The 20,611-nt window shown below is 56.4% G+C and carries 23 protein-coding genes and 1 pseudogene; 17 read left to right on the top strand and 7 right to left on the bottom strand.

Going from position 1 to position 20,611, the window contains the following annotated elements:
• Positions 1 to 386: 386 nt before the first annotated feature.
• From M017_RS0102265 to M017_RS0102245, 7 genes are all read left to right on the top strand, one after another.
• Positions 387 to 2,180: an RHS repeat domain-containing protein gene (locus M017_RS0102265; RefSeq protein ID WP_162179817.1), complete on the top strand. Its 1,794-nt coding sequence runs from the start codon at positions 387 to 389 to the stop codon at positions 2,178 to 2,180.
• Between the two features lie 182 nt (positions 2,181 to 2,362).
• The gene (locus tag M017_RS29090; protein ID WP_155121185.1) at positions 2,363 to 2,680 is read left to right on the top strand and encodes a hypothetical protein; all 318 of its coding nucleotides are present in this window, start codon (positions 2,363 to 2,365) and stop codon (positions 2,678 to 2,680) included.
• Between the two features lie 147 nt (positions 2,681 to 2,827).
• Positions 2,828 to 3,603 (top strand): IS5 family transposase gene (locus M017_RS28465; protein WP_202901601.1). Its coding sequence is split into 2 segments (ribosomal slippage): positions 2,828 to 3,167 and positions 3,167 to 3,603, totalling 777 coding nucleotides; the frame shifts between segments, so codons are not numbered across the junction.
• 39 nt (positions 3,604 to 3,642) lie between these two features.
• The gene (locus M017_RS29625; protein ID WP_162179816.1) at positions 3,643 to 4,014 is read left to right on the top strand and encodes a hypothetical protein; all 372 of its coding nucleotides are present in this window, start codon (positions 3,643 to 3,645) and stop codon (positions 4,012 to 4,014) included.
• Positions 4,011 to 4,415 (top strand): RHS repeat-associated core domain-containing protein, encoded by a 405-nt coding sequence (locus tag M017_RS0102255; protein ID WP_162179815.1) that lies wholly within the window; start codon positions 4,011 to 4,013, stop codon positions 4,413 to 4,415. The genes M017_RS29625 and M017_RS0102255 overlap by 4 nt, the downstream gene beginning before the upstream one ends.
• A gap of 6 nt (positions 4,416 to 4,421) precedes the next feature.
• The gene (locus M017_RS0102250; protein ID WP_155121184.1) at positions 4,422 to 5,123 is read left to right on the top strand and encodes an RHS repeat-associated core domain-containing protein; all 702 of its coding nucleotides are present in this window, start codon (positions 4,422 to 4,424) and stop codon (positions 5,121 to 5,123) included.
• Between the two features lie 14 nt (positions 5,124 to 5,137).
• Positions 5,138 to 5,566, top strand: coding sequence for an energy transducer TonB (locus tag M017_RS0102245; RefSeq protein ID WP_031495448.1), 429 nt, complete (start codon positions 5,138 to 5,140; stop codon positions 5,564 to 5,566).
• A 29-nt stretch (positions 5,567 to 5,595) separates the two neighbouring features.
• On the opposite strand, the gene M017_RS0102240 is transcribed toward M017_RS0102245, so the two are convergent.
• A complete protein-coding gene (locus M017_RS0102240; RefSeq protein ID WP_031495447.1) occupies positions 5,596 to 5,910 on the bottom strand; it encodes a hypothetical protein in 315 nt (104 codons plus the stop codon).
• 400 nt (positions 5,911 to 6,310) lie between these two features.
• Here M017_RS0102240 and M017_RS0102235 point away from each other — a divergent pair, with 400 nt between their 5' ends.
• On the top strand, positions 6,311 to 6,676 hold the full coding sequence (locus M017_RS0102235; RefSeq protein WP_031495445.1) for a hypothetical protein: 366 nt from the start codon (positions 6,311 to 6,313) through the stop codon (positions 6,674 to 6,676).
• Between the two features lie 20 nt (positions 6,677 to 6,696).
• Here the strand turns inward: M017_RS0102235 and M017_RS0102230 are convergent, their stop codons facing one another.
• Positions 6,697 to 6,972: a hypothetical protein gene (locus M017_RS0102230; protein WP_031495443.1), complete on the bottom strand. Its 276-nt coding sequence runs from the start codon at positions 6,970 to 6,972 to the stop codon at positions 6,697 to 6,699.
• Positions 6,973 to 7,612: 640 nt separating this feature from the next.
• On the opposite strand from M017_RS0102230, the gene M017_RS0102225 reads away from it, so the two are divergent.
• Positions 7,613 to 10,348 carry an RHS repeat domain-containing protein gene (locus M017_RS0102225; RefSeq protein ID WP_031495441.1) on the top strand — a complete coding sequence of 912 codons (2,736 nt, stop codon included), beginning with the start codon at positions 7,613 to 7,615 and terminating at the stop codon, positions 10,346 to 10,348.
• Between the two features lie 7 nt (positions 10,349 to 10,355).
• Positions 10,356 to 11,315, top strand: coding sequence for a WG repeat-containing protein (locus tag M017_RS0102220; RefSeq protein ID WP_031495440.1), 960 nt, complete (start codon positions 10,356 to 10,358; stop codon positions 11,313 to 11,315).
• Between the two features lie 493 nt (positions 11,316 to 11,808).
• Here the strand turns inward: M017_RS0102220 and M017_RS0102215 are convergent, their stop codons facing one another.
• Genes M017_RS0102215 through M017_RS27310 form a run of 3 tightly spaced genes read right to left on the bottom strand, consistent with a single transcriptional unit; the run spans position 11,809 to position 12,745 of the window.
• Positions 11,809 to 12,060 carry a type II toxin-antitoxin system RelE family toxin gene (locus M017_RS0102215; protein WP_031495439.1) on the bottom strand — a complete coding sequence of 84 codons (252 nt, stop codon included), beginning with the start codon at positions 12,058 to 12,060 and terminating at the stop codon, positions 11,809 to 11,811.
• A 3-nt stretch (positions 12,061 to 12,063) separates the two neighbouring features.
• Entirely contained in the window at positions 12,064 to 12,327 is a 264-nt protein-coding gene (locus tag M017_RS0102210) for a hypothetical protein (protein ID WP_031495437.1), read from the bottom strand.
• Complete coding sequence (locus M017_RS27310) at positions 12,317 to 12,745, bottom strand: helix-turn-helix domain-containing protein (RefSeq protein WP_051669436.1); 429 nt, start codon at positions 12,743 to 12,745, stop codon at positions 12,317 to 12,319. Before M017_RS27310 ends, M017_RS0102210 begins: the two co-directional genes overlap by 11 nt.
• Before the next feature lie 137 nt (positions 12,746 to 12,882).
• Between M017_RS27310 and M017_RS29850 the strand changes: the two genes are divergently transcribed.
• The 7 genes and pseudogenes from M017_RS29850 to M017_RS0102175 all read left to right on the top strand — a co-directional run bounded on the left by M017_RS29850 (position 12,883) and on the right by M017_RS0102175 (position 19,491).
• Positions 12,883 to 14,643 carry a DNA primase gene (locus M017_RS29850; protein WP_202901600.1) on the top strand — a complete coding sequence of 587 codons (1,761 nt, stop codon included), beginning with the start codon at positions 12,883 to 12,885 and terminating at the stop codon, positions 14,641 to 14,643.
• Between the two features lie 8 nt (positions 14,644 to 14,651).
• A complete protein-coding gene (locus tag M017_RS29845; RefSeq protein WP_202901599.1) occupies positions 14,652 to 15,620 on the top strand; it encodes a hypothetical protein in 969 nt (322 codons plus the stop codon).
• Positions 15,601 to 16,605 carry a site-specific tyrosine recombinase XerC gene (gene xerC, locus M017_RS0102195; protein ID WP_051669435.1) on the top strand — a complete coding sequence of 335 codons (1,005 nt, stop codon included), beginning with the start codon at positions 15,601 to 15,603 and terminating at the stop codon, positions 16,603 to 16,605. Before M017_RS29845 ends, xerC begins: the two co-directional genes overlap by 20 nt.
• 15 nt (positions 16,606 to 16,620) lie before the next feature.
• Positions 16,621 to 17,697, top strand: coding sequence for an RHS repeat-associated core domain-containing protein (locus M017_RS0102190; RefSeq protein WP_031495434.1), 1,077 nt, complete (start codon positions 16,621 to 16,623; stop codon positions 17,695 to 17,697).
• On the top strand, positions 17,697 to 18,155 hold the full coding sequence (locus M017_RS30560; protein WP_031495432.1) for a TonB family protein: 459 nt from the start codon (positions 17,697 to 17,699) through the stop codon (positions 18,153 to 18,155). Before M017_RS0102190 ends, M017_RS30560 begins: the two co-directional genes overlap by 1 nt.
• Positions 18,143 to 18,916, top strand: a pseudogene (locus M017_RS0102180) (RHS repeat-associated core domain-containing protein); the annotation flags it as partial. The gene M017_RS30560 and the pseudogene M017_RS0102180, both read left to right, overlap by 13 nt.
• Before the next feature lie 89 nt (positions 18,917 to 19,005).
• Positions 19,006 to 19,491, top strand: a complete 486-nt coding sequence (locus tag M017_RS0102175) for a hypothetical protein (RefSeq protein WP_031495429.1) — start codon at positions 19,006 to 19,008, stop codon at positions 19,489 to 19,491.
• A 21-nt stretch (positions 19,492 to 19,512) separates the two neighbouring features.
• Here the strand turns inward: M017_RS0102175 and M017_RS30555 are convergent, their stop codons facing one another.
• Together M017_RS30555 and M017_RS26160 are read right to left on the bottom strand one after the other, a co-directional pair.
• Positions 19,513 to 20,016: a transposase gene (locus M017_RS30555; protein WP_080507451.1), complete on the bottom strand. Its 504-nt coding sequence runs from the start codon at positions 20,014 to 20,016 to the stop codon at positions 19,513 to 19,515.
• On the bottom strand, positions 19,998 to 20,411 hold the full coding sequence (locus tag M017_RS26160; protein ID WP_051669434.1) for a winged helix-turn-helix domain-containing protein: 414 nt from the start codon (positions 20,409 to 20,411) through the stop codon (positions 19,998 to 20,000). The genes M017_RS30555 and M017_RS26160 overlap by 19 nt, the downstream gene beginning before the upstream one ends.
• Positions 20,412 to 20,611: the final 200 nt, after the last annotated feature.

The following is a 20,611-nucleotide window of genomic DNA, read 5'->3' as shown; positions in this document are numbered from 1 at the left end:
GGATGCAAAAAGACCGAGAACCGGAAGGGAGGCCAGTTCGGCTTTGGGTGTATTGGATATCATCGGCACTCTCTACTCTGATATTTATCCTATTCACTTTTGTGATGGCCATGGTTCCAGGTGTTCCTATTCAGACGAAGTTTGGGATGATCGCAATTGAGGTCGGCTTGCTGGCATCGTCGCTCGTGATAGGTATTTGGGGAGCTAAGACAGGCGAGGTCCCATTCGAGTCTGGGATGATGGGTCGAATTGTCGGTGTCGTCCTGATCTGCGAACTTGCAGTGTGTCTTTGGGCCGCTATCATTGGGTTTAGGACGTTGAATCCTTAGTTTGTCGTTGCGTATAAGGCTGTTTGACGCGCGACCTATCGCTTCGGCACCGATACCTTGCCTGGCTACGAGTACCTGCGAAATGGTTCGCTGTGGAAGGAGCGCTACCCGAGCGCGCGGGAAGTGATGTACAGTTACGACGACCTCGCCCAGGTGACGGCAGTCACGGGATCGAAGTCTAGCCAGACGACGCAATATGTGAAGAGAGCGAGTTATACGCCGCATGGCGCACTGGATACGTTGCGTTTGAACGGCGACAATCTGCGGGAGCGCTATCAATATGACCCGAATCGTTTACAGTTGACCAGCCTGACGGTGGCGCAATGCCCGGATGCGGGGTGTTCGTTGCCCGTGGAGAAGTTGTATCTTGGGTATGGATACGGGAACACGAATAACGGGAATCCAAAGGAGCAGACGATTCGTGGGCCGGGTGGATTGAACGTGAAGCAGGTTTATACTTACGACGAGTTGAACCGACTTAGCAGCTTTAGTGAGGGCCCGACTGCTGGAGGAACCGGCATTGCGGAGAGCTACTGCTATGACCGCCACGGCAATCGTGCGGTGGTGCTTCGGCCGGATCTGAGTCCGATGACGCCGCAGGTGGCGGCTTGTACGGAAGCGAATGTGCTGAGTCTGTTTCCTGGAAACCGGATTGCGGGCAGCAGCTACGATGCGGGAGGGCAACTGGCGAATGACGGGCGGAGCAGTCTGCTGTTTGATCACGAGGAGCGCCTGCGGACGAGTACGCCGAGCGTTGGGGCGGCGACGGTGTACGCTTACGACGGTGATGGGAGGCGGGTGACGAAGAAGACCGGCACTGCTGCTGCAACGATCTTTGTTTACGATGTGATGGGACATCTGGTGGCGGAGTATGGCGGGGTGCAGGAGACTGGTGGGACGCAGTATTTGCATACCGACCATCTGGGAAGCACCCGGCTGATCACGGACGGGACGAATGCTACGCGGCGATTTGATTACTTTCCGTTTGGAGGGGAGTTGACGGGTGGGGATACGACTTACCGGAGTGCTTCTACGCTGACGACGAGTGGGATGACGCCGACACAGCGGTTTACCGGCAAGGAACGGGATGCCGAGACGGGGCTCGATTATTTTGAGGCGAGATACATGTCGGCGGCACAGGGACGGTTTACCAGCGCGGATCCCATTGGGGCTACGGTACTACACCGCATCAATCCGCAGCGTTGGAACATGTACGGATATGCGTTGAACAATCCTCTGTCGTATTTTGACCCAGATGGTCGTGATGCTGTTTCAGTCAAATTCAGCGGTCTAGCTAATGGCTTCGGCCATGCTGGTATCGGATCCGTCCATCGTGACGGAAGGGGTACCTATGCAGACTTTGGGCCAAAGCGCGCAGGGTCGGCACATGACGCAGGTAAGTATAATTTTATCGACTTCAAAACTCAGATCAAGTATGACAAGAGTGGTAAACCAACTAGAGAGTCATTAGCGGCTTTAGCAAACGAATTGGCGGATATCGAACAGCAGCCTAGAGAATCAGTATCCGTGGCGTATATAAAGACATCCGATTCAGAGACTGCCGCATTAGATGCATATATCGCAGCAGCGCGGGAACAAGCTAGTCGAGGAGAAGTACCGTCTTACTGGGTTGGGTCCAGAGATTGTGCTTGGTTTTGTTCGAATGGTTTACGTGCCGCTGGTGTTGGCAGCGGTTCCGCCCCTCTTATGATACCTAATCTTCAATACTGGATGCACTGGCTCTGGTCTCAACGCGCTGCATCGGGGACTAGTGAGCCGAAGAAGAAGGATTCAGAAAGTACGTCGAAGTTCTGCTACATAGAGGAAAGCGGAGCCAAGGTGTGTCCATGATGTACGAAGGCAATTGTTCATTGAAAAATTTTGTCCATCAGCATAGACGGAATTTTCTAATCAGGAACAGTGAGAAACAGATTCAGCGAGTACGGAAACAATATTGCTGTTGTGGCGTGAGTGTACTTCTACTTCTGTGTTTCGTTTGTGGGTGTGCCTCTAAAGTTGTTCGGCCGCAGAATGTGCCTGCCGATGCAGTGTTTGTATTTGGTGCCAAGATTGGCTGGTGGCAGCAATGCATAGCCGCTGATGTTGAGCAACGCGTCCATTGCCGCATTTGGAATGGAGCGGGTCTTGTTTTGTTAGATGAAGACATACTTCCTTATGATGGTGGTCCATTACCGAAAGCTGTTGAATTGCAGATCGACCCTGAATCAACGTTCTCTGGCCCTGATCGGATCATCTTAGTCAATAAGCGATATCTCCTGCCAAAATCTCGGTTTGAGGAACTGAAAAAATTCGTTAACTGGCTGGAGGGTAAATCAGATCGACCTCGGTGAGGGGCAGAGGCATCGATTGAGCCTCTTTGCCACACCTTAGTGCCGGTTTTGACCAACGGCTGCAAACATTCTAGAAGCGGTCTCATAAACCACAAGCGGGCGGAATATGAGAATCTGGAAGAGCTCTGGTGAATTGCGCGGAAGTGTATGCGCGGACGATGGGATTTAAAAGACGACCAATGGGAAGTTGTGGAGCCGGTGCTGCGCCCGCAGCGTCGGGCGGATAACCGTGGCAGGCCGTGGCACGATACTCGATGCGTGTTGAACGGGGTGATGTGGGTTTTAGGGAGTGGGGCGCAGTGGCGTGAACTGCCGGAAAGATATCCGCCGTACCAGACCTGTCACCGACGTTTTCAACAGTGGGTGCGAAGCGGAAAGCTGGAAGAGACGCTGAGAGTGTTGGCCCACTACTTACATGAGCGAGGTCAGTTGAATCTGGAAGAAGCGTTCGTCGATGCCACATTCGCGAGCGCAAAAAAGGGGGCCTCGCCGTTGGTCCCACCCGCCGCGGCAAGGGCACGAAGATCATCGCTATCGCCGCTGGTAACAGTCTTCCTCTCGCCGTTGCTGTCGACAGCGCTTCGCCAGCCGAGTGCCAGCTTGTGGAAGACGTTTTGGCCGGAAGCTTCCTCAACGACCTGCCCAAGCGGCTCATCGGAGACAAAGCCTACGACTCGGACAAGCTCGACGAAAAACTTGCCGAAGAGTACGGCATCGAAATGATCGCGCCGAATCGGCGCAACCGGGGCAAGACTCAGGATGGTCGTCCGCTGCGCCGTTACCGTAGGCGCTGGCGCGTCGAACGACTATTTGCGTGGCTTCATCACTTTCGACGCTTGGTCAATCGTTGGGAATATCACGTCGAAAACTTCCTCGGCTTCGTTCGCCTCGGTTGCTTACAACTCTTACTCAGACGTTTATGAGACCGCTTCTAGAAGGAACGTTACCCGAGTGAGCGAGAAGTGATGTACAGCTATGACGACATCGCCCAGGTGACGACAGTCATGGGATCGAAGTCTAGCCAGACGACGCAATATGTGAAGAGTGCAAGTTATACGCCGTATGGCGCACTGGATACGTTGCGTTTGAACGGCGACAATCTGCGGGAGCGCTATCAATATGACCCGAATCGTTTGCAACTGACCAGCCTGACGGTGGCGCAATGCCCGGATGCGGGGTGTTCGTTGCCAGTGGAGAAGCTGTATTTGGGGCTCTGGCAGTGGTTTACCTCGTCTCCGTCACAGAAAGAGAAGAAGAAAGACCCAATCGGACGAGTACGCCGAGCGTTGGTGCGGCGACGGTCTACGCTTACGACGGCGATGGGAAGCGTGTGACGAAGAAGACGGGTACTGCTGCTGCGACGATCTTTGTTTACGATGTGATGGGGCAGTTGGTGGCGGAGTATGGCGGGGTGCAGGAGACTGGTGGGACGCAGTATTTGCATACCGACCATCTGGGGAGCACCCGGCTGATCACGGACGGGACGAATGCGACGCGACGATTTGATTACTTTCCGTTTGGAGGGGAGTTGACGGGTGGGGATACGACTTACCGGAGTGCTTCGACGCTGACGGCGAGTGGGGTTACGCCGGCGCAGCGATTTACCGGCAAAGAGAGAGATGGGGAGACTGGGCTGGATTACTTCGGGGCGCGTTATATGTCGGCGGCGCAGGGGCGGTTTACGAGTCCTGATCCGATGATAATCATGGATCAAAAATTCGTCGATCCGCAGTAGTGGAACATGTACTCTTATGTGCGTAACAATCCCTTGCGCTTGATTGACCCGACCGGGATGTATGTGTGCAACGGAACAGAGAGTCAATGCAAGGATTTCGAGAAGCAACGGCAGGAGGCGCTAAAGAGCAAGAACTCAGATGTGAGAGCAGGTGCATCCTCCTACGGTGGGGTCGGCAATGATAATGGAGTTGCGGTTCGCTTTGGCGATCCGGGAAAAGGCAAAGCCGGGACAGCTACAGCCTCGCTCGGGATCGATCCCAACGACTCGTCAAAGTTTCGTGCGAACGTGGATGTCGTCATAAAAACTGGTCAGTCGGGGGTGAGCCTCCGGGACACGATTGCCCATGAAGGAACTCATGTCCGGGATGCACAGGCTTTTGCCGCTACAGCGACGATGGACGGCCAGTACGACCTATCAAGGAACCTGACAAGCTGGCAGACCGAAATGAATGCCTACGCCGTGTCAGCGGCGGTTCTATCTGAAGCGGGTAAGACCGCTCAAATGGGTGCATGCGGCGGTGGTCCTTGTACCTTCGGCCCCGGAATGAGCGCCGCCCAGGTTCGGGGGACAACGATGATCCTGCTTGCTAACCCGGCAAACGGCTACAACCGATTCATCGATACTGGGGGTTCGTTCCCGTTCGTGAATCAGTTGGGAATGCGGCAATTCCCGGCAATTACGACTCCCGCACCGCCGAAGCCATAGACGAGGAGAACAATATGTACATCCGACTGCGGAATGCCGCAATGCTGCTGACGATGAATCTGGTCTTGACGGCCACCCTTCTTGCGGAGAGCTTGGACGTTAGGACTATTGTGACAGCAGGCGAGTTGCCGCTGTATCCCCCGACTGCAATTGCGGCCCGGTTGGAAGGCACCGTAGTTCTCGCAGTTCGTGTTGTCAACGGTGTTGTTCAGCAGGCTGAGCCAACGGCCCACGCAAATGCGTTGCTGGCGTCGGCTGCTCGTCGAAACGTTCTCAGTTGGCGATTCGGCCCAGAGGTATCCGGGACAGTCAACGTCCGATTCGTGTACGAGCTTGAAAAGCAGGAAGTCATGCAACCTGAGAATCCAGAGATATTATTGCGTCTTCCAGAGTCAGTCAGAATCGTCGCTAAACCAGTAAGGGCGTTGACGGTTGGCAAGTGATGCAGGGTTGCTTTTACTCGTTCACTTGATCAGAGCGGAGGGCGTCGAACGTCTGATCGACCGCCGATAGCCCCCGAGACCCGCCGCTGGCATTCGAGCTTCACCGCATAGAAGGCGGCTTGGAGGAGATGGATGGGGCCGTGGTTGGCGTCGATGACGAGTTTGCCGTTGGACCAGTCCGAGTTCTCGTGAGCACCGATCAGCAGTTCCAGGGCGAACTGTTCGAGGATGTGATCGTAGGCGGCTTGGAGATCGAGATCGGAAAGAGAGCCGAGAACGGCGCTCGGTTCGGTGATGTCTTGGACGAGGAGTTCGTCGGCGAGGTTGGTGAGCAAAGAGTCCATGTTGGTTCCTGCTGCTATTTACCATTCCAGGTACGCAAAAGAGGAACCATGCGAAGCATGACGTTGCGATGAGCAACGTCGATCCATCGTTTCCTCAAGAACATTCTTGAAGCAGTTCGCTTCGCTCACGGATGCTTCGCATCCAGTTCCTTAGAATCTGTTTTCTTTAGGTCTCATGCGGTTGGTTTAGAGCATCGATGCAGGAACAGAGTCCCACCAAGGAACTCTGCACCGATGCTCGAAGGTGTCATGCGTACTGGCCCTTCACATCGACCGTGATCCTCTGAGGCGGTCACGATTCCCGGCTACATAACGTTGGTGATCTCAGCAACCAGCCGACTATCCCGCTCCCAAGCCACCGCCGCCGCCGAAGAAGAAGCCTGAGGAGGGTACACAGTAAATGCGTAAAGATGCCTTTGTCGGCAAGTGGGTGTCGAGTCAGCCATTTGATTCCGACGACTATTTGGTCGAATACAACATTAGAAAGTCCGGAGCAGCATATAAGGTGACGGCTAAAGACTATCAAGACGGTGAAGCAATGAAAGTCTCCGACCTCAAATTCGACGGGCAGACGTTGGAATTTGTATCGCTTATGCCCTCAACAGGGCGCACTGGGGTTAATCGCTTCAGGGTGAAGGGTCAGGACGAACTGGTTAGCGAGTTCACGTTTACGGTTGTAGAGTCTCTGACAAGAATGCCTGTCAAGGAACTCCCGGCTGTCAAGCCGAAGTCCAAGGCTACCGCTGTGCGACGAAAAAAGTCGTGACGCTCAAGCGATGGCATGCTTCAATAGCTCACACGCCGCTGGCATTCGAGCTTGACGGCGTAGAAGGCGGCTTGCAGGAGATGGATGTTGGCTTGGCTGCCAGCGATGACGAGCTTGCCGTCATGCCACTCGGAATTTTCGTGAGCGCCGATCACAAGCTCCAGGGCGAACTGTTCGAGGACGTGATCGTAGGCGGCTTGGAGATCGTGATCGGAAAGAGAGCCGAGAACGGCGCTTGGTTCGGTGATGTCTTGGACGAGGAGTTCGTCAGCGAGGCTGGTGAGCAAAGAGTCCATGATGGTTCCTGCTGCTATTTACCATTCCAGGTACGCAATAAAGATCGTTCAACAGGAACCATGCGAAGCATGACGTTGCCCAAGCGACGTCGATCTATCGTTCTTCAAGAATAGCCTTGGAGAAGTCGTTCGCAGTCTCTATAGTGTTATGCGGTTGGTTTAGAGCATCGATGCAGGAACAGAGTCCCACCAGGGAACTCTGCACCGATGCTCGAAGGTGTCTGTCATGCGTACTGGCCCTTCACATCGACAGTGATCCTCTGAGGCGGTCACGATTCCCGGTTACATAACGTTGGTGATCTCAGCCAACGGCAGACAGGGCATCCCAGTTTGCAGCGCCCTGGTTCTATATCTGCGTCCCACGGTAGAGCCGTCCTGAATCCACGCCGCCGTCAATTACTCCCGACCGTGGAGGACATGAGTCGAAACCCACGCTCATATGTAGACAGAGCCGTGCGGGAGCGATGAAGCGCAAGGCTGCTCCAACCACAACAGCTTGTGTATATCAGCGATAGACCCAATATTATGTGGTGAGCGAAGTGGAAAAAAGTGAAGCCGGATGATAGACGGGATCGGCGGCAGGTGGCGGAAAAGCGGCCAAAGCCGGGGTGAGGATGTCCTGCTCGGGAGGGAGCGGCGGATGCGAAATGGCGGTGTGCCGGGGAATGTCTACACAGATACAGCTCTCAATCTGAGGATCTTGAAGAAGTCTGCGTTCCGCGCGCAGAACGATGATGTGCTGCAAAGTGAGACGCGCTTTGATGGTTTCGGACGTGCGACGCTCGAAACGACCGGGCCGAACTTCATTTCGAAGGTCTATGACGGCCGTAGCCGGGTGTGGAAAGTCTCCAACCCCACCACTGCGGCACCCTATCTCTACACCGTGAACAGTTATGACGATCTCGACCGCGTAGTTCAGGTCACCCGGCCCGATGCGCTCTCGGTGACGACGGCGTTTGAACCGGATGGAGCCACGGTTACTGACGAAGCCTCGGTGGCCCGGAAGACGAAGACGGATGGGCTGGGGCGCCTGGTTGCTGTTGTGGAAAGGCCGGGTTCCTCGTCGATCACCACTCGATACGCGTACAACGTGCTTGATTCACTGGTGACGGTCTGTCCCGAGGGCGGTGCACTTGCCGGAACTGCTTGTACCGGCAGCAACCAGCGACGTTTTTTTAGCTATGACAGGATTGGCCGCTTGTTAACGGCAGACAACCCGGAAAGCGGCGTGGTCACGTATGTATACGATGAGACGTCTTCCACAAATGGCAAGGGAAATCTGACGAGCAAAAGCCAGAGTCGCGGTATTGCCTCGACAGTGACGGCGACAACGAGATTCCACTATGATGCCTGGAATCGCATTCAGTCGAAGGCTTATACGGGGACGCCAAATGGTGTGAGCACGCCTTCGGTCACCTACAGCTATGACGTACATAATCCGTCCCTAGGACTTACAAGTTATCCCAAGGGCCGATTGACACGTGTGGAGGTGACGGGCGGAACAGTGACGGCAACTGACAGTTTTGATGCGATGGGCCGGCCAACGCGATCGCGCCAGATCACAGACGGGACGACCTATCGCTTTGGCACCGATACCTTGCCTGGCTATGAGTATCTGCGGAACGGTTCGCTGTGGAAGGAACGTTACCCGAGTGAGCGGGAAGTGATGTACACCTATGACGACATCGCCCAGGTGACGGCAGTCACGGGATCGAAGTCTAGCCAGGCGACGCAGTATGTGAAGAGCGCGAGTTACACAGCGCATGGAGCACTGGATACGTTGCGGTTGAATGGCGATAATCTGCGGGAGCGCTATCAATATGACCCGAATCGTTTACAGTTGACCAGCCTGACGGTGGCGCAATGCCCGGATGCGGGGTGTTCGTTGCCCGTGGAGAAGTTGTATCTTGGGTATGGATACGGGAACACGAATAACGGGAATCCAAAGGAGCAGACGATTCGTGGGCCGGGTGGATTGAACGTGAAGCAGGTTTATACTTACGACGAGTTGAACCGACTTAGCAGCTTTAGTGAGGGCCCGACTGCTGGAGGAACCGGCATTGCGGAGAGCTACTGCTATGACCGCCACGGCAATCGTGCGGTGGTGCTTCGGCCGGATCTGAGTCCGATGACGCCGCAGGTGGCGGCTTGTACGGAAGCGAATGTGCTGAGTCTGTTTCCTGGAAACCGGATTGCGGGCAGCAGCTACGATGCGGGAGGGCAACTGGCGAATGACGGGCGGAGCAGTCTGCTGTTTGATCACGAGGAGCGCCTGCGGACGAGTACGCCGAGCGTTGGGGCGGCGACGGTGTACGCTTACGACGGTGATGGGAGGCGGGTGACGAAGAAGACCGGCACTGCTGCTGCAACGATCTTTGTTTACGATGTGATGGGACATCTGGTGGCGGAGTATGGCGGGGTGCAGGAGACTGGTGGGACGCAGTATTTGCATACCGACCATCTGGGAAGCACCCGGCTGATCACGGACGGGACGAATGCTACGCGGCGATTTGATTACTTTCCGTTTGGAGGGGAGTTGACGGGTGGGGATACCGCGTATCGGAGCGCTTCGACGCTGACGACGAGTGGGATGACGCCGACGCAGAGGTTTACCGGCAAGGAACGGGATGCCGAGACGGGGCTGGATTACTTTGGGGCGAGGTATATGAGTTCGGCCATGGGGCGCTTTACATCGGCAGACCCGCACAATCCAATTATGATCGCTCAAATGGCAACGGCTGCGGGTCTGCCTTCAGAGGCCGCTCGAAGCCAAATGAACGAGTTCCTTGAGAATCCTCAAAATTGGAACAAGTACACCTACGCGCTAAACAATCCCCTGCGGTTCGTCGATCCGTTTGGTGAAGCACCAGTCGACGGACATCATCTTATTCCAGCGCGGCAAGGTTTGACCGGTCTCGCGGCGGAGTTTACGAACGCTGTGAAAGCTGGAGCTGCTGGCGTGGGGTACCCCAACCAGCCGGGCTTCAATGGCATGCATCGTGCCTACAATGCTGCCGCAGACCAAATCCTACAAGGCTTTGAGAAGCAGTTTGGTGCCAGTCGAAACTCGTGGAGTCTCTCACAGTGGAAGCAAGCTGCCAATGGCATACTCAACTCGAACAGCAAGGCAATTCGGGATTTTCTCGATCTCTTGAATAAGAACAACGCGGGCAAGACCATTCCTACTCTGGCTGCGGCCATCAATGCATACCGACCCTCGGCTGCGCTGATTGCTGCCACGGCTGGAGAGAGTCTGCTCAACTTGCTCCGCATGCCTTTGATAATCATGGTTGATCCAGCGTTAACCAATCCGAAGAAGAGAGAGGTTGTCACAGGCTGCTTAATCGACGAAGCGACTGGAAAGTGTACTATCTAGCCAGTTCATGCTCTATCCGATTTCAGTACCCAAGTCTGACAGCGCTGAGGATCTCATTGGTTATGTCGATGGCTCTGGACGTGTCGTAGTAAAGCCCAGCTATGCGGCCGGGTCTTATTTTGCGGAGGGGTTGGCTTCGGTTTGTCGTGAGGATGGTTCTTCGGGTTTCATCGATGGGGACGGTCGTACGAAAGTTCCATTCAGCTTCTGCGGTCTTGGCCTATTCAACGAAGGTCTGTGCTCCATCGGCCAGGGATCAAAGGTGGGTTACATAGACCGTAGTGGCTCATGGCAGATCGAGCCGAGGTTCGCGGTGGCGAGCCAGTTCAGCGAAGGGCTTGCAACTGTCTCCCCTGATGGTGTTTCATTTGGCTGTGTTGATCGCAAAGGTGCGTTTATGGTGAGGCCATCATACGACCAACTAGGCCTTTTCCGCAGCGGCCTGTGCGCGGCGAACCGAGAAGACAAATGGGGCTACATTGGCCGCGACGGTTCCGTTGAGATTCCATTACAGTTTGAGGGTCCGCGAGCTCTCGGGTTCTCGCATGGCAGAGCCGGAGTTTGCATTGGTGGCCGCTGGGGGTTTATTGACATCGCTGGCGACTGGGTCGTGATGCCGCAGTACGAGGAAGTGTGGCGATTCGCTGAGGGAGTCGCGTCCGTGCGTTGTGACGGGAAGTGGGGCTTAGTTGACCCAGATGGCCGACTTCGGCTAGCGCCAAAGTTTGACGAACTGGACGAGTTCGACGGCGGAATGGCGGCGGCGTCTTTCGATGGTAAAGCGGGGTTCATTTCTATGGAAGGCCAGTGGATCATTGAGCCTCGATTCGACAAGTGCTATCGCTTCATTGGAGATGTTGCCGTGGTCCAGTCCAGCGATACGTACAGCTTGCTTGCAAGGAGCGGCGCGGTGGTCTGGACATCGGAATCATACGCTATGCCGCAAACTCCCCCATTCAGAGGATGACCAGAGAAGGTTATCCGGAGTACCCTCGCTGAAAAAGGGCGTGACACGTTACCTTGGGCGGGGCGCTTTGGCATACGGATAGTCTCCGTATGACAGGTGCCCGGGACCCGTATGCGCAAGTAGTTGGTGCCGCGAGAGATAGCCCTGAAAACCCGGTTCCACATCCGTAGGCTTCTTTATGTTCCACTACCAGGGTGGTGGAACTGAGGCTCTGGGGATGTGGATAACATCCACATGGAGGCGGTGCGAGACCCACAACGTTAAATCCTTGCAAAGGCCAGAGATAGCCTCGAAAAACGCCCCTGGCATGTGGATGTCTCTTTATGTTCCAGTACCAGAGTTGTTGGCTGGCGGAAGGCCTTTGGGAAGGCCGCCGCTTGGAAATCCTTGGAATATCTTAGAACTTCCTGGAATGCCGGCCGGGGCGTTAGAACTCTTCAGAACTTCTTAGAAGAACTTGGAAAGCCCGCTTTTTCCGCCCTTGGGGCGGCGGTTAGCGGTAAGCCTCTTTGCGGTCGAGGACGCGCTCGATCTTGAGGGAGTCGTCTTGTTCGCGGAAGAAGACGCGGTGGTTCTGGGCGCGGAGCCGGATCATGGGCGGGGTGACGCCTTTGAGTTGCTTGGTGGCTCCTTCGCCGGTGAGGACGTAGCGGCCCAGGGTCTTGAGGATCTGGATGGCGATGGGCTGCTCGATACCGCGAACGTCGGCCTTGGCCTGATCGGTCCAGACGATGTGTTTGGCCATCGCTTAGGGCTCGCGGCTCATCTTCTCCCAGTCGGCCATCGAAAGGCCGAACTCGGCGAGCACTTGCTCGTGCGGGATGGGGGCGTTGTGCTTGGACCATTCGTCGGCCTCGGCGATGGCCCTGGCTTCCGCGGGGCTGAGGGTGTCGCTATCTTCGATGTCGTCATGGATCATGACTTCCATCAACTGCACGACGGCGGCGAGTTTGCTGGGGCCTAGTTGGCCGACAAGTTCGTGAGCTTTGGCTTCTAGGGTGCTAGCGGCCATGGCGATCTCCTGTTTGCGTACTGGTGTTCTTACGGAGGGAACTGCCAGCGACTAAAGAATGAATCAAGCGGACGACGGCTTTCTGATCGCGCTCGGGCAGGGTGGCGATCATCTGAAATCTCTTCCACTGGCGGCGGGCCTCGGGATCATCTTCGGCGGGCACGGCCTTGGGCGGCTTGAGGCCCAGCAACTCGTCGGTCGAGACCTGTAGCGCCTGGGCCAGGCTGATGATGGCGGGAGCGGGTGGAAAGCCGGCTTCGGTCTCGTAGTAGGAAACGGCGCGTTGGGTGGTGGCGGCGGCTTCGGCGAGTTGCACTTGCGTCAAGCCGCGAGACTTGCGGAGGTTCTGGAGGCGTTCGCCAAAGCTGGACTCGGTGTACTTCTTTCGGGGCATCGCACCCGCGATTGTAAACGTCATTTTCTGGCTCCTTTCCGTGTGCCGTTGACAGAACTTCCGTATAACGTATACTCTCAGAGACGGTATTGCGAGGTCAAGCGGGTTCCTAAAAACGTGTAGCGGCCTCTTGACAGGATTTTGCGAAGGAGGCCGTTTTCATGGCACGCATCCCGGACAACGAAATCGAGCGGCTAAAGAAAGAAGTGGCGCTGGAGCGGCTGGTGCTGGGCTTTGGGGTGGAACTGAAGCGGCACGGGGCGGAGTTGCTCGGGCGCTGTCCATTCCATGAGGACAAGACGCCAAGCTTGGTCGTGTCGCCGAAGACGAACCTGTGGCATTGCCTGGGGAAGTGCAACGTGGGCGGCTCGACCATCGACTGGGTGATGCGGACGAAGGGGGTGAGCTTCCGGCATGCGGTGGAGCTGTTGCGGGCTGATCATTCTTCTTTAGCCGCTGGGGATGCTCGCGTCGTCAAGAAGGGCACAACGGCGAAGCTGGAAGCGCCGGTGAAGGCCGAGGCTGATGACCAGGAGGCGTTGCGGCAAGTGGTGGCGTTCTATCACGAGACGCTGAAGGAGTCGCCGGAGGCGTTGCGGTATCTGGAGTCGCGGGGGCTCACGCATCCGGAGATGATCGGCCACTTCCGGATCGGCTTCGCGAATCGGACGCTGGGTTATCGCTTGCCGGACAAGAACAGAAGGGAAGGGGCCGAACTGCGCGGGCGCTTGCAGAAGCTGGGCATCCTGCGCGAGAGCGGGCATGAGCACTTCATGGGCTCGGTGGTCTTTCCGGTGATGTCGCTGGAAGGCAGCGTGACAGAGATCTACGGGCGCAAGATCAACGACAACCTGCGGGCGGGGACGCCGATGCATACGTACCTGCCGGGGCCGCATCGCGGGGTGTGGAACGAAGAGGCCCTCATCGCGTCCAAAGAGATCATCCTGTGCGAGTCAATGATCGACGCGCTGACGTTCTGGTGCGCGGGGCACCGCAATGTGACGGCGAGCTACGGGGTGAACGGCTTCACGGAGGATCACAAGCAAGCCTTCACGAAACATGGCGTGAAGAATGTGTGGATCGCCTATGACCGCGATGAAGCGGGAGACACGGCAGCCGGGCGGCTAAAAGAAGAACTGGCGGCAATGGGGATCGGCTCGCATCGCGTTCTCTTTCCGAAGGGCGTGGACGCCAATGAATACGCAAGGACGGGCGAAAGCCTGGCGGTGTTGCTGAACAGCGCCGAGTGGTGGACGAAGAGCGAAGCGCCCGCGCCTGTTGTCTCTTTAGCCGCTGAGCCCGCGCTGAACGTGAATGGCGATGAGATCACGCTGTGGCACGACGACCGGCGCTACCGGGTGCGCGGTCTGGGCAAGAACCTGTCGTATGAGCTGATGAAGGTGAACCTGCTAGTGAGCCGCCAGGAAGACTTCCACGTCGATACGCTCGACCTCCATCAGGACCGGCAGCGCGCCGCGTTTATCAAGCGTGCGGCCGAGGAACTGAGCGTCAAGGAAGATCTCATCCGCAAGGATGTGGGGCGCGTGTTCCTGAAGCTCGAAGAGCTGCGTGATGAGCAGGTGAAGCAGGCGCTCGAAGCAGCGAAGCCCGTGGTGCATCTGAGCGAAGAAGAGCGGACCGAGGCGATGGAGTTGCTGGAAGACCCGAAGCTGCTGGACCGCATCCTTGAAGACTTTGCCCGCTGCGGGCTGGTGGGCGAGGAGACCAACAAGCTGGTTGCCTATTTAGCCGCTGTCTCGCGGCATCTGGAAGCGCCGCTGGCCATCGTAGTGCAGTCCTCGTCGGCGGCGGGCAAGAGCACGCTGATGGATGCCGTGCTCGCGTTCGTGCCGGAGGAAGAGCGGATCCAATACTCGGCGATGACCGGGCAATCGCTTTACTACATGGGCGAGATGGACTGAAGCATAAGGTGCTGGCCATCGCCGAGGAAGAGGGCGCCACCAAAGCCGCCTATGCATTGAAGCTCCTGCAGAGCGAGGGCGCGCTGTCGATGGCGTCGACCGGCAAGGACCCGGCCACGGGCAAGCTGATCACGCAGCGCTACCGGGTCGAAGGGCCGGTCATGATTATGCTGACGACGACGGCCATCGATCTCGATGAAGAACTGCTGAACCGGTGTCTGGTGCTGAGCGTCAACGAGGAGCGCGAGCAGACGCAGGCGATCCACCGGATGCAGCGCGAGGCGCAGACGCTCGAAGGCTTGCTTGCCAAGCGCGAGCGCAAGCAGATCGTGCGGCGGCAGCAGAACGCGCAGCGGTTGCTGGAGCCACTGTTCGTGGCCAACCCCTATGCGCGGGACTTGCAGTTCCCCGACGGGCTGCCGCGGATGCGGCGCGACCATGCAAAGTACCTGGCGCTGATCCGCTCGATCGCGCTCTTGCACCAGCACCAGCGGCCCATCCGGGAGGCGCACGGCGTGCGCTACATCGAGGCCACCCGCGAGGACATCGCGACGGCCGACCGGTTGATGCGCGAGATGATGCGGCGTTCGCTCGATGAGCTGCCGCCGCAGACGCGGCGCTTGCTGGGGTTGGTCGTGGCCTACGTTGGTGGCCGTGAGGGCTTGCGCTTTAGCCGCCGCGAGGTTCGCGAGGCGACCGGGTGGGGGCATACGCAGTTGAAGGTCCATCTGCGGCGGCTCGAAGAGCTTGAATATCTGATCGTGCACCGGGGCGGACGGGGGCAGGGCTATGTGTACGAACTGAACTGGGCGGGGCAGCGGAAGACAAGGCGGGGGCTGGGCGGGGGGATGGCGGTGGGTTGCCGGAGACCGAGCGGCCCGCTGAAACCCGCAGGAACATTGCTCCAAACGGTGTTCTGGGCCATGAGACGGAGAAACGCACGTTCGTGGTGGCGTGATGGCTCGCATCGTACGTAAGCGTAAGCCAGTTGAGCCACCGAAGACACCATTGGCCGCCCTGATGGAGAAGCATCTCGACGATCTGCGCCTGAAGAACTACTCCGAGTACACGATCAAGGGCCGCCGCGTGCACATCGGCTTCTTCCTCGACTGGGCTTTCGAACGCGGCATCACCGAGCCTGTGGAGGTGACCCGCACCATCCTGGAGCGCTATCAGAAGCACGTCTTCGATTACCGCAAGTCGAACGGCGAACCGCTCGGCTTTAACGGCCAGCATGACCGCATCGTGCCCTTGCGGGTGTGGTTCAAATGGATGGCGCGGCAGCATCACATCCTGCACAATCCGGCTTCCGAGATCGAGTTGCCGCGCACGCCGCAGCGCTTGCCCAAGGCTGTGCTGACGGCTTCAGAGGCCGAGCAGGTGATGCTCGAGACCGATGTTCACGATGTGCTCGGCTTGCGGGATCGGGCGATCCTTGAGACCTTCTACTCAACCGGCATGCGGCGTCTGGAACTGGCTTCGTTGAAACTCTGGGATCTCGATCTCGAACGAGCGACGGCGACGATCCGCCTGGGCAAAGGCAAGAAGGACCGCTTCATTCCGCTGGGCGATCGCTGTGCCGCGTGGATCGCCAAGTACCTTGTAGAATCGCGCCCCAAGCTGGTACGCGAGCCCGATGACAAGACGGTGTTCCTGTCCAATGTCGGCGAGCCGTTCTCGCTCGATCATCTCTCGGACCTGGTGCGGACCTATGTCGATGCCTCGGGCATCGGCAAGCGCGGGGCTTGCCATCTCTTCCGGCACACGATGGCGACGCTGATGCTCGAAGGCGGAGCCGACATCCGCTTCATCCAGGCGATGCTGGGCCACGCGGATCTGAAGACGACCCAGATTTATACGCATGTGGCGATCCGGCAACTGCAGGAGATCCACCGCGCCACGCACCCGGCCAAGCTGCATCGAGAACTCCTCGACAAGCTTGCTGACGAAGACGACGAATAACGTAAACTGGCCTTCATGGCGGCTCAAGCAAGAACGGTGCTTCTTTGTTTAGCCGCCTTGTGTCTGCCCGCCTCTGCTAACGTGCCCAGGGCCTCGCTGCTAAATGAAAAACCGCGTCTGGGGGTTGAGAGCTTTGCACTAGCCTCGCATCGGGGTCTGGCCAGCGCTAACGTGTTGATCGCACCGGGGATAGCCGGATGCTTGTGTGACAAAGGCAGAAGATCCCGTAGTACCGGCAAGGAACGGGATGCGGAGACGGGGTTGGATTATTTTGGGGCGAGGTATATGTCTTCGGCGCAGGGACGGTTTACGAGTCCGGATCCGCTGCTGAACTCGGGTAGGCCAGACAATCCTCAATCGTGGAACAGATACACGTATGGCTTCAATAATCCTCTGCGGTTTACCGACCCGACGGGTCTATTCAATTGGGACAGCAGCCTTGGAGGGGATGCGAGTGATGAGCAACTTCGAAAAACCATGGCCAAGAAGGAGGCAAACCGAATCATCAAGCAGCGGAAGAACATTACGACTGCCCTGAACAAGATGGCAAAGTCCAAGGATTCGGCGTTATCTGGTGTAGCGAGTGCGTACGGATCAGCAGGAGATAACAACGGCGTGACGATTGCGGCTGGCCCGGTGACTCCTGGTGCAGCAGCCCAGGCGGAGAATGCTGTACCTCTGGGCTACGATTCGCGTGGGAATGCTGAAGTCACGGTAACGGTTCCTCAGAACGCCTCCGGCAACGGACTTTTCATAAGCCTTGCTCACGAGGGTGCTCACGTTCAAGATGCCCAAAGTATCGGTGCTTTCGGGAGTTCTGGAAATGTGAGTATGACGCGGTACGAAACTGAGATGCACGGTTACATGCTGACGATGTCAGCGGCTCGGTTTCTTTCGCTTTCTGGCGCTTCCGCAACGGTGGGCAGCACTACGTTTCAGTTCTGGAACCCTTCATGGACCAAAACTGACCTCCAGACTCAGCCGCAGCAGAACATTGATCGGTTTCTCAATGCATCGCCGATGTACAACAATCCTGCTAGGAATAAGCGGCTCATCGACTACGTCTACCAGTCTGGCCGGGGAGGCAATTGATGAGAGGGTATCTGGTAGGCATGTTTCTAGCTAGTCTCCTGGGCTCGGCACAGTCACCTGGTGTTGTCAAGGTTCTGTCTTCATCAGCACCACGCTATCCTCTCGCAGCATATTCCGCAGGCACGACCGGGGTAGTTCGCGTCCAGGTCGATTTGGATCAGGGCGGGAGGGTAAAGGCAGCTACCGTCCTGGATGGTCCTCATCAGTTACGGAAGGCTTCCGAAAAGGCGGCTCTCCTCTGGCAATTCGAACCGACAGCGACGCCACAACCTCGCAGCATTCAGCTCAGTTTTCGATTCTTTATTCAAGATCCGCCTCAGGGTATCTTAAGTGTGTTCAGATTTCCCTATGAAGTTGAGATCTTCGGAGAAGAGGAGGCTACTGTGATTCTTGCGGATCCACCCATCAATATCGGAAGGCCCAAGGAAACGAAACCGAAGCCTATGCTCAAGAAGTGAGGTTCACCGGCAAAGAACGGGATGCCGAGACGGGGTTGGATCACTTCGGGGCGCGGTATCTATCGAGTGTGCAAGGTCGGTTTGTGATCCCAGATGCACCATTCGCTGATCAGAAGCCTGATGATCCCCAGAGCTGGAATCTCTACGGGTACGTCCGAAATAGTCCTCTGCGAAACGTGGACTCTGATGGAAGGCAGACTCTTGATGCAAACTATCGGGCTATGCTGGAAACACTAAAGGCTCCCAAGGTAGCCAGTGGAGCGATACGAGGTGGGCTTCTCCAGTTTCTGCAGCAACCCATCCAAATGATAATTGGCGAAATCTTCGGGTATGCCCCTAGAGCAATCAGGGGAAGGCTTTCTCCCGACGAGTATAAGCAGATTCAGAGGGTTTCTGCATTTAAGCGCGGTGCATTGATGCTCGGCGTCGGCTTGCGGAATGGGCCCGGTGTGGATGGAGTTGACCTCGATAATGCAGTTGGGATAAGTCTTAAGACTTCCAAGAGCGTGAATGCGCTTGGGCGAAATGCCGAGTCCGCACTTACTTCAGTTGAAGGTGCAGGATTTTTCAATGTAGAGCTCTATATTGAGGCTATGGAGTTAACTGTTTCTCAATCTACCGGACTCACAAAGCTCCAACGAGTGCTTGGAGTTCGTATTACAAAAATAGTAATCTTTACTAAAGATGGATATGTCGTTTACAATCCTACTGCGGAGCAAGAAGCTCAAGCGAAGGCTGAGATGGAAAAAAAGGGCGAATGATAATAACAGGCCGGTATGTTCAGCAGAGTTTTCAAACTGCAATTGATCCAGAAGAGACCGCCTGAAATCGCCAGGACTAGAGACGTAAAATGTCAGTAGATTTGTATGTGGCTATAAAGAGTTCATTTAGCATTCGATCGATGTTTGGCGAACTAATGGTGACACTGAAGAAGATATTTCCGGGCTGTGGTATCCCGCCGTTAAGCCTCGTAAGGTATAAAGACGGAGAGCACTGGCCGACGACCCGTGATCTAATTCCTGATAGTTCAGTGCCAATGTATCTGGTGCTATTTGAGGGCGAGCCAGAGGCGGTCGGATTGCTATCGGTCGAGGGCAATCTTGGGATAATTATGGGTGCTCAGCGAACGAATCTTGAGTATGTATTAGGTGCGGCTATTGCAATAACCGTTGCTCAACAACATGGAGCTATGATCGAGGATGAACGGAGATTCTTTAGTTCGAGAGTCTATCTCTCCAGCAAAGAAATGCTCGCAGCTCTACAGATTCATTCAGGAGCGCCACTCCCTAGTAGCATGCGTCAACAGTCGGAACTGTTTCAGTTCGGCATCTATTGAGTCTCGCGGAATATAGCGGATTCAGAAGCATAGAGAAGACTGCTTCCAGCAAGCAACGAGTAGATGCTTTCTTCGGCGCATGCGCTTGAGTTTAGTTCTGGCCATTTCACCGAGTTGCCAGAGATCTTTGGCGCAGATATTCGGGAGTTCGTGCTGCTTGAGATGAGCCCAGATATATTCGACGGGATTCAGTTCGGGAGCGTAAGCTGGAAGCCGAAGAGTCTGGATGCGGCCATCACAACTTGCGATGAAATCCTGAACGAACTTGCTGCGATGAGCAGCCAGTCCGTCCCATACGATCAGGATCTTGCCTGGGATGACCCGAAGTAGTTTTCCGAGGAAGATCACAATGTGCGGACTCTTGATCGTTTCGCTGAACATTTCAAAGTGAAGATTCCAGCGGCTCAGTCCTGCGATGAGCGAGAGGTTCTTCCAGTTGAAGTGATGGAACAGAATAGGTGTCTGGCCGCGCGGAGCCCAGGTGCGGCATCGATGAGGCTTCTGCGTTAGTCCGCTTTCGTCAATGAAGACAATGGTGCGGCCTTCTTCCTGGGCTTTTTTTTAGCGTTGGGCCAAGTCACCTGTTTCCACTCGCGAATGGCCTTCTCATCGCGTTCGAGCGCACGTCCCACTGGCCGTTGAGGACTCCAGCCCAAGGCGCGCAGAATGCGCCAGACGTGGCCCGGATGGTAGCGAATCTGAAATTCCTGCTCGATCAAATCGGCTACCCGCTGGCAGGTCCACAACGGCGTTTCATAGCCGAGTTTTTCCGGCCCCGCCAGCAACTTGTTCGTCAGAAGCTTTGCCTGTTTGTCCGCCAGCAAAGGCTTCCGGCCAGCGCGTCCAGCCTGCTCGAGAGCCTTCCTGCCACCTTCGCTATATTCCTTGCGCCAGCGGCTCACCGTCTGGTTGGCGACCATTAACTCATGGCCGATCTGACTGTTGTTGAAATGAAATTAGCGGAAGATCAGCGGACACAATGATGGGAAACGGCGCTTAGGGGAAGAGGCGAAGGGAGGGCGTAGCCCGACTGGAGCCGAAGCCCCTAAGCGCCCCGAGCGGGTCCTTACGGTGATAGATTTGGAATCTTCCAAAACACCAAAATCACCCCGAAAGGACA

Origin of the sequence: Bryobacter aggregatus MPL3 (assembly GCF_000702445.1) — a bacterium.
Classification (GTDB): domain Bacteria; phylum Acidobacteriota; class Terriglobia; order Bryobacterales; family Bryobacteraceae; genus Bryobacter; species Bryobacter aggregatus.
Note: the sequence above shows the minus strand (reverse complement) of the source record. Positions and strands in the feature narration are given on the sequence as shown.

Coding starts and splice junctions, on each gene's coding strand:
- M017_RS29850 (WP_202901600.1), top strand. CDS start 12,883: ATGGCACGCATCCCGGACAACGAAATCGAGCGGCTAAAGAAAGAAGTG.
- M017_RS0102235 (WP_031495445.1), top strand. CDS start 6,311: ATGCGTAAAGATGCCTTTGTCGGCAAGTGGGTGTCGAGTCAGCCATTT.
- M017_RS27310 (WP_051669436.1), bottom strand. CDS start 12,745: ATGACGTTTACAATCGCGGGTGCGATGCCCCGAAAGAAGTACACCGAG.
- xerC (WP_051669435.1), top strand. CDS start 15,601: ATGGCTCGCATCGTACGTAAGCGTAAGCCAGTTGAGCCACCGAAGACA.
- M017_RS26160 (WP_051669434.1), bottom strand. CDS start 20,411: ATGGTCGCCAACCAGACGGTGAGCCGCTGGCGCAAGGAATATAGCGAA.
- M017_RS0102245 (WP_031495448.1), top strand. CDS start 5,138: ATGTACATCCGACTGCGGAATGCCGCAATGCTGCTGACGATGAATCTG.
- M017_RS30560 (WP_031495432.1), top strand. CDS start 17,697: ATGAGAGGGTATCTGGTAGGCATGTTTCTAGCTAGTCTCCTGGGCTCG.
- M017_RS0102210 (WP_031495437.1), bottom strand. CDS start 12,327: ATGGCCGCTAGCACCCTAGAAGCCAAAGCTCACGAACTTGTCGGCCAA.
- M017_RS0102250 (WP_155121184.1), top strand. CDS start 4,422: ATGTACTCTTATGTGCGTAACAATCCCTTGCGCTTGATTGACCCGACC.
- M017_RS0102240 (WP_031495447.1), bottom strand. CDS start 5,910: ATGGACTCTTTGCTCACCAACCTCGCCGACGAACTCCTCGTCCAAGAC.
- M017_RS0102225 (WP_031495441.1), top strand. CDS start 7,613: ATGCGAAATGGCGGTGTGCCGGGGAATGTCTACACAGATACAGCTCTC.
- M017_RS0102230 (WP_031495443.1), bottom strand. CDS start 6,972: ATGGACTCTTTGCTCACCAGCCTCGCTGACGAACTCCTCGTCCAAGAC.
- M017_RS0102175 (WP_031495429.1), top strand. CDS start 19,006: ATGTCAGTAGATTTGTATGTGGCTATAAAGAGTTCATTTAGCATTCGA.
- M017_RS0102190 (WP_031495434.1), top strand. CDS start 16,621: ATGGCGGCTCAAGCAAGAACGGTGCTTCTTTGTTTAGCCGCCTTGTGT.
- M017_RS0102215 (WP_031495439.1), bottom strand. CDS start 12,060: ATGGCCAAACACATCGTCTGGACCGATCAGGCCAAGGCCGACGTTCGC.
- M017_RS0102220 (WP_031495440.1), top strand. CDS start 10,356: ATGCTCTATCCGATTTCAGTACCCAAGTCTGACAGCGCTGAGGATCTC.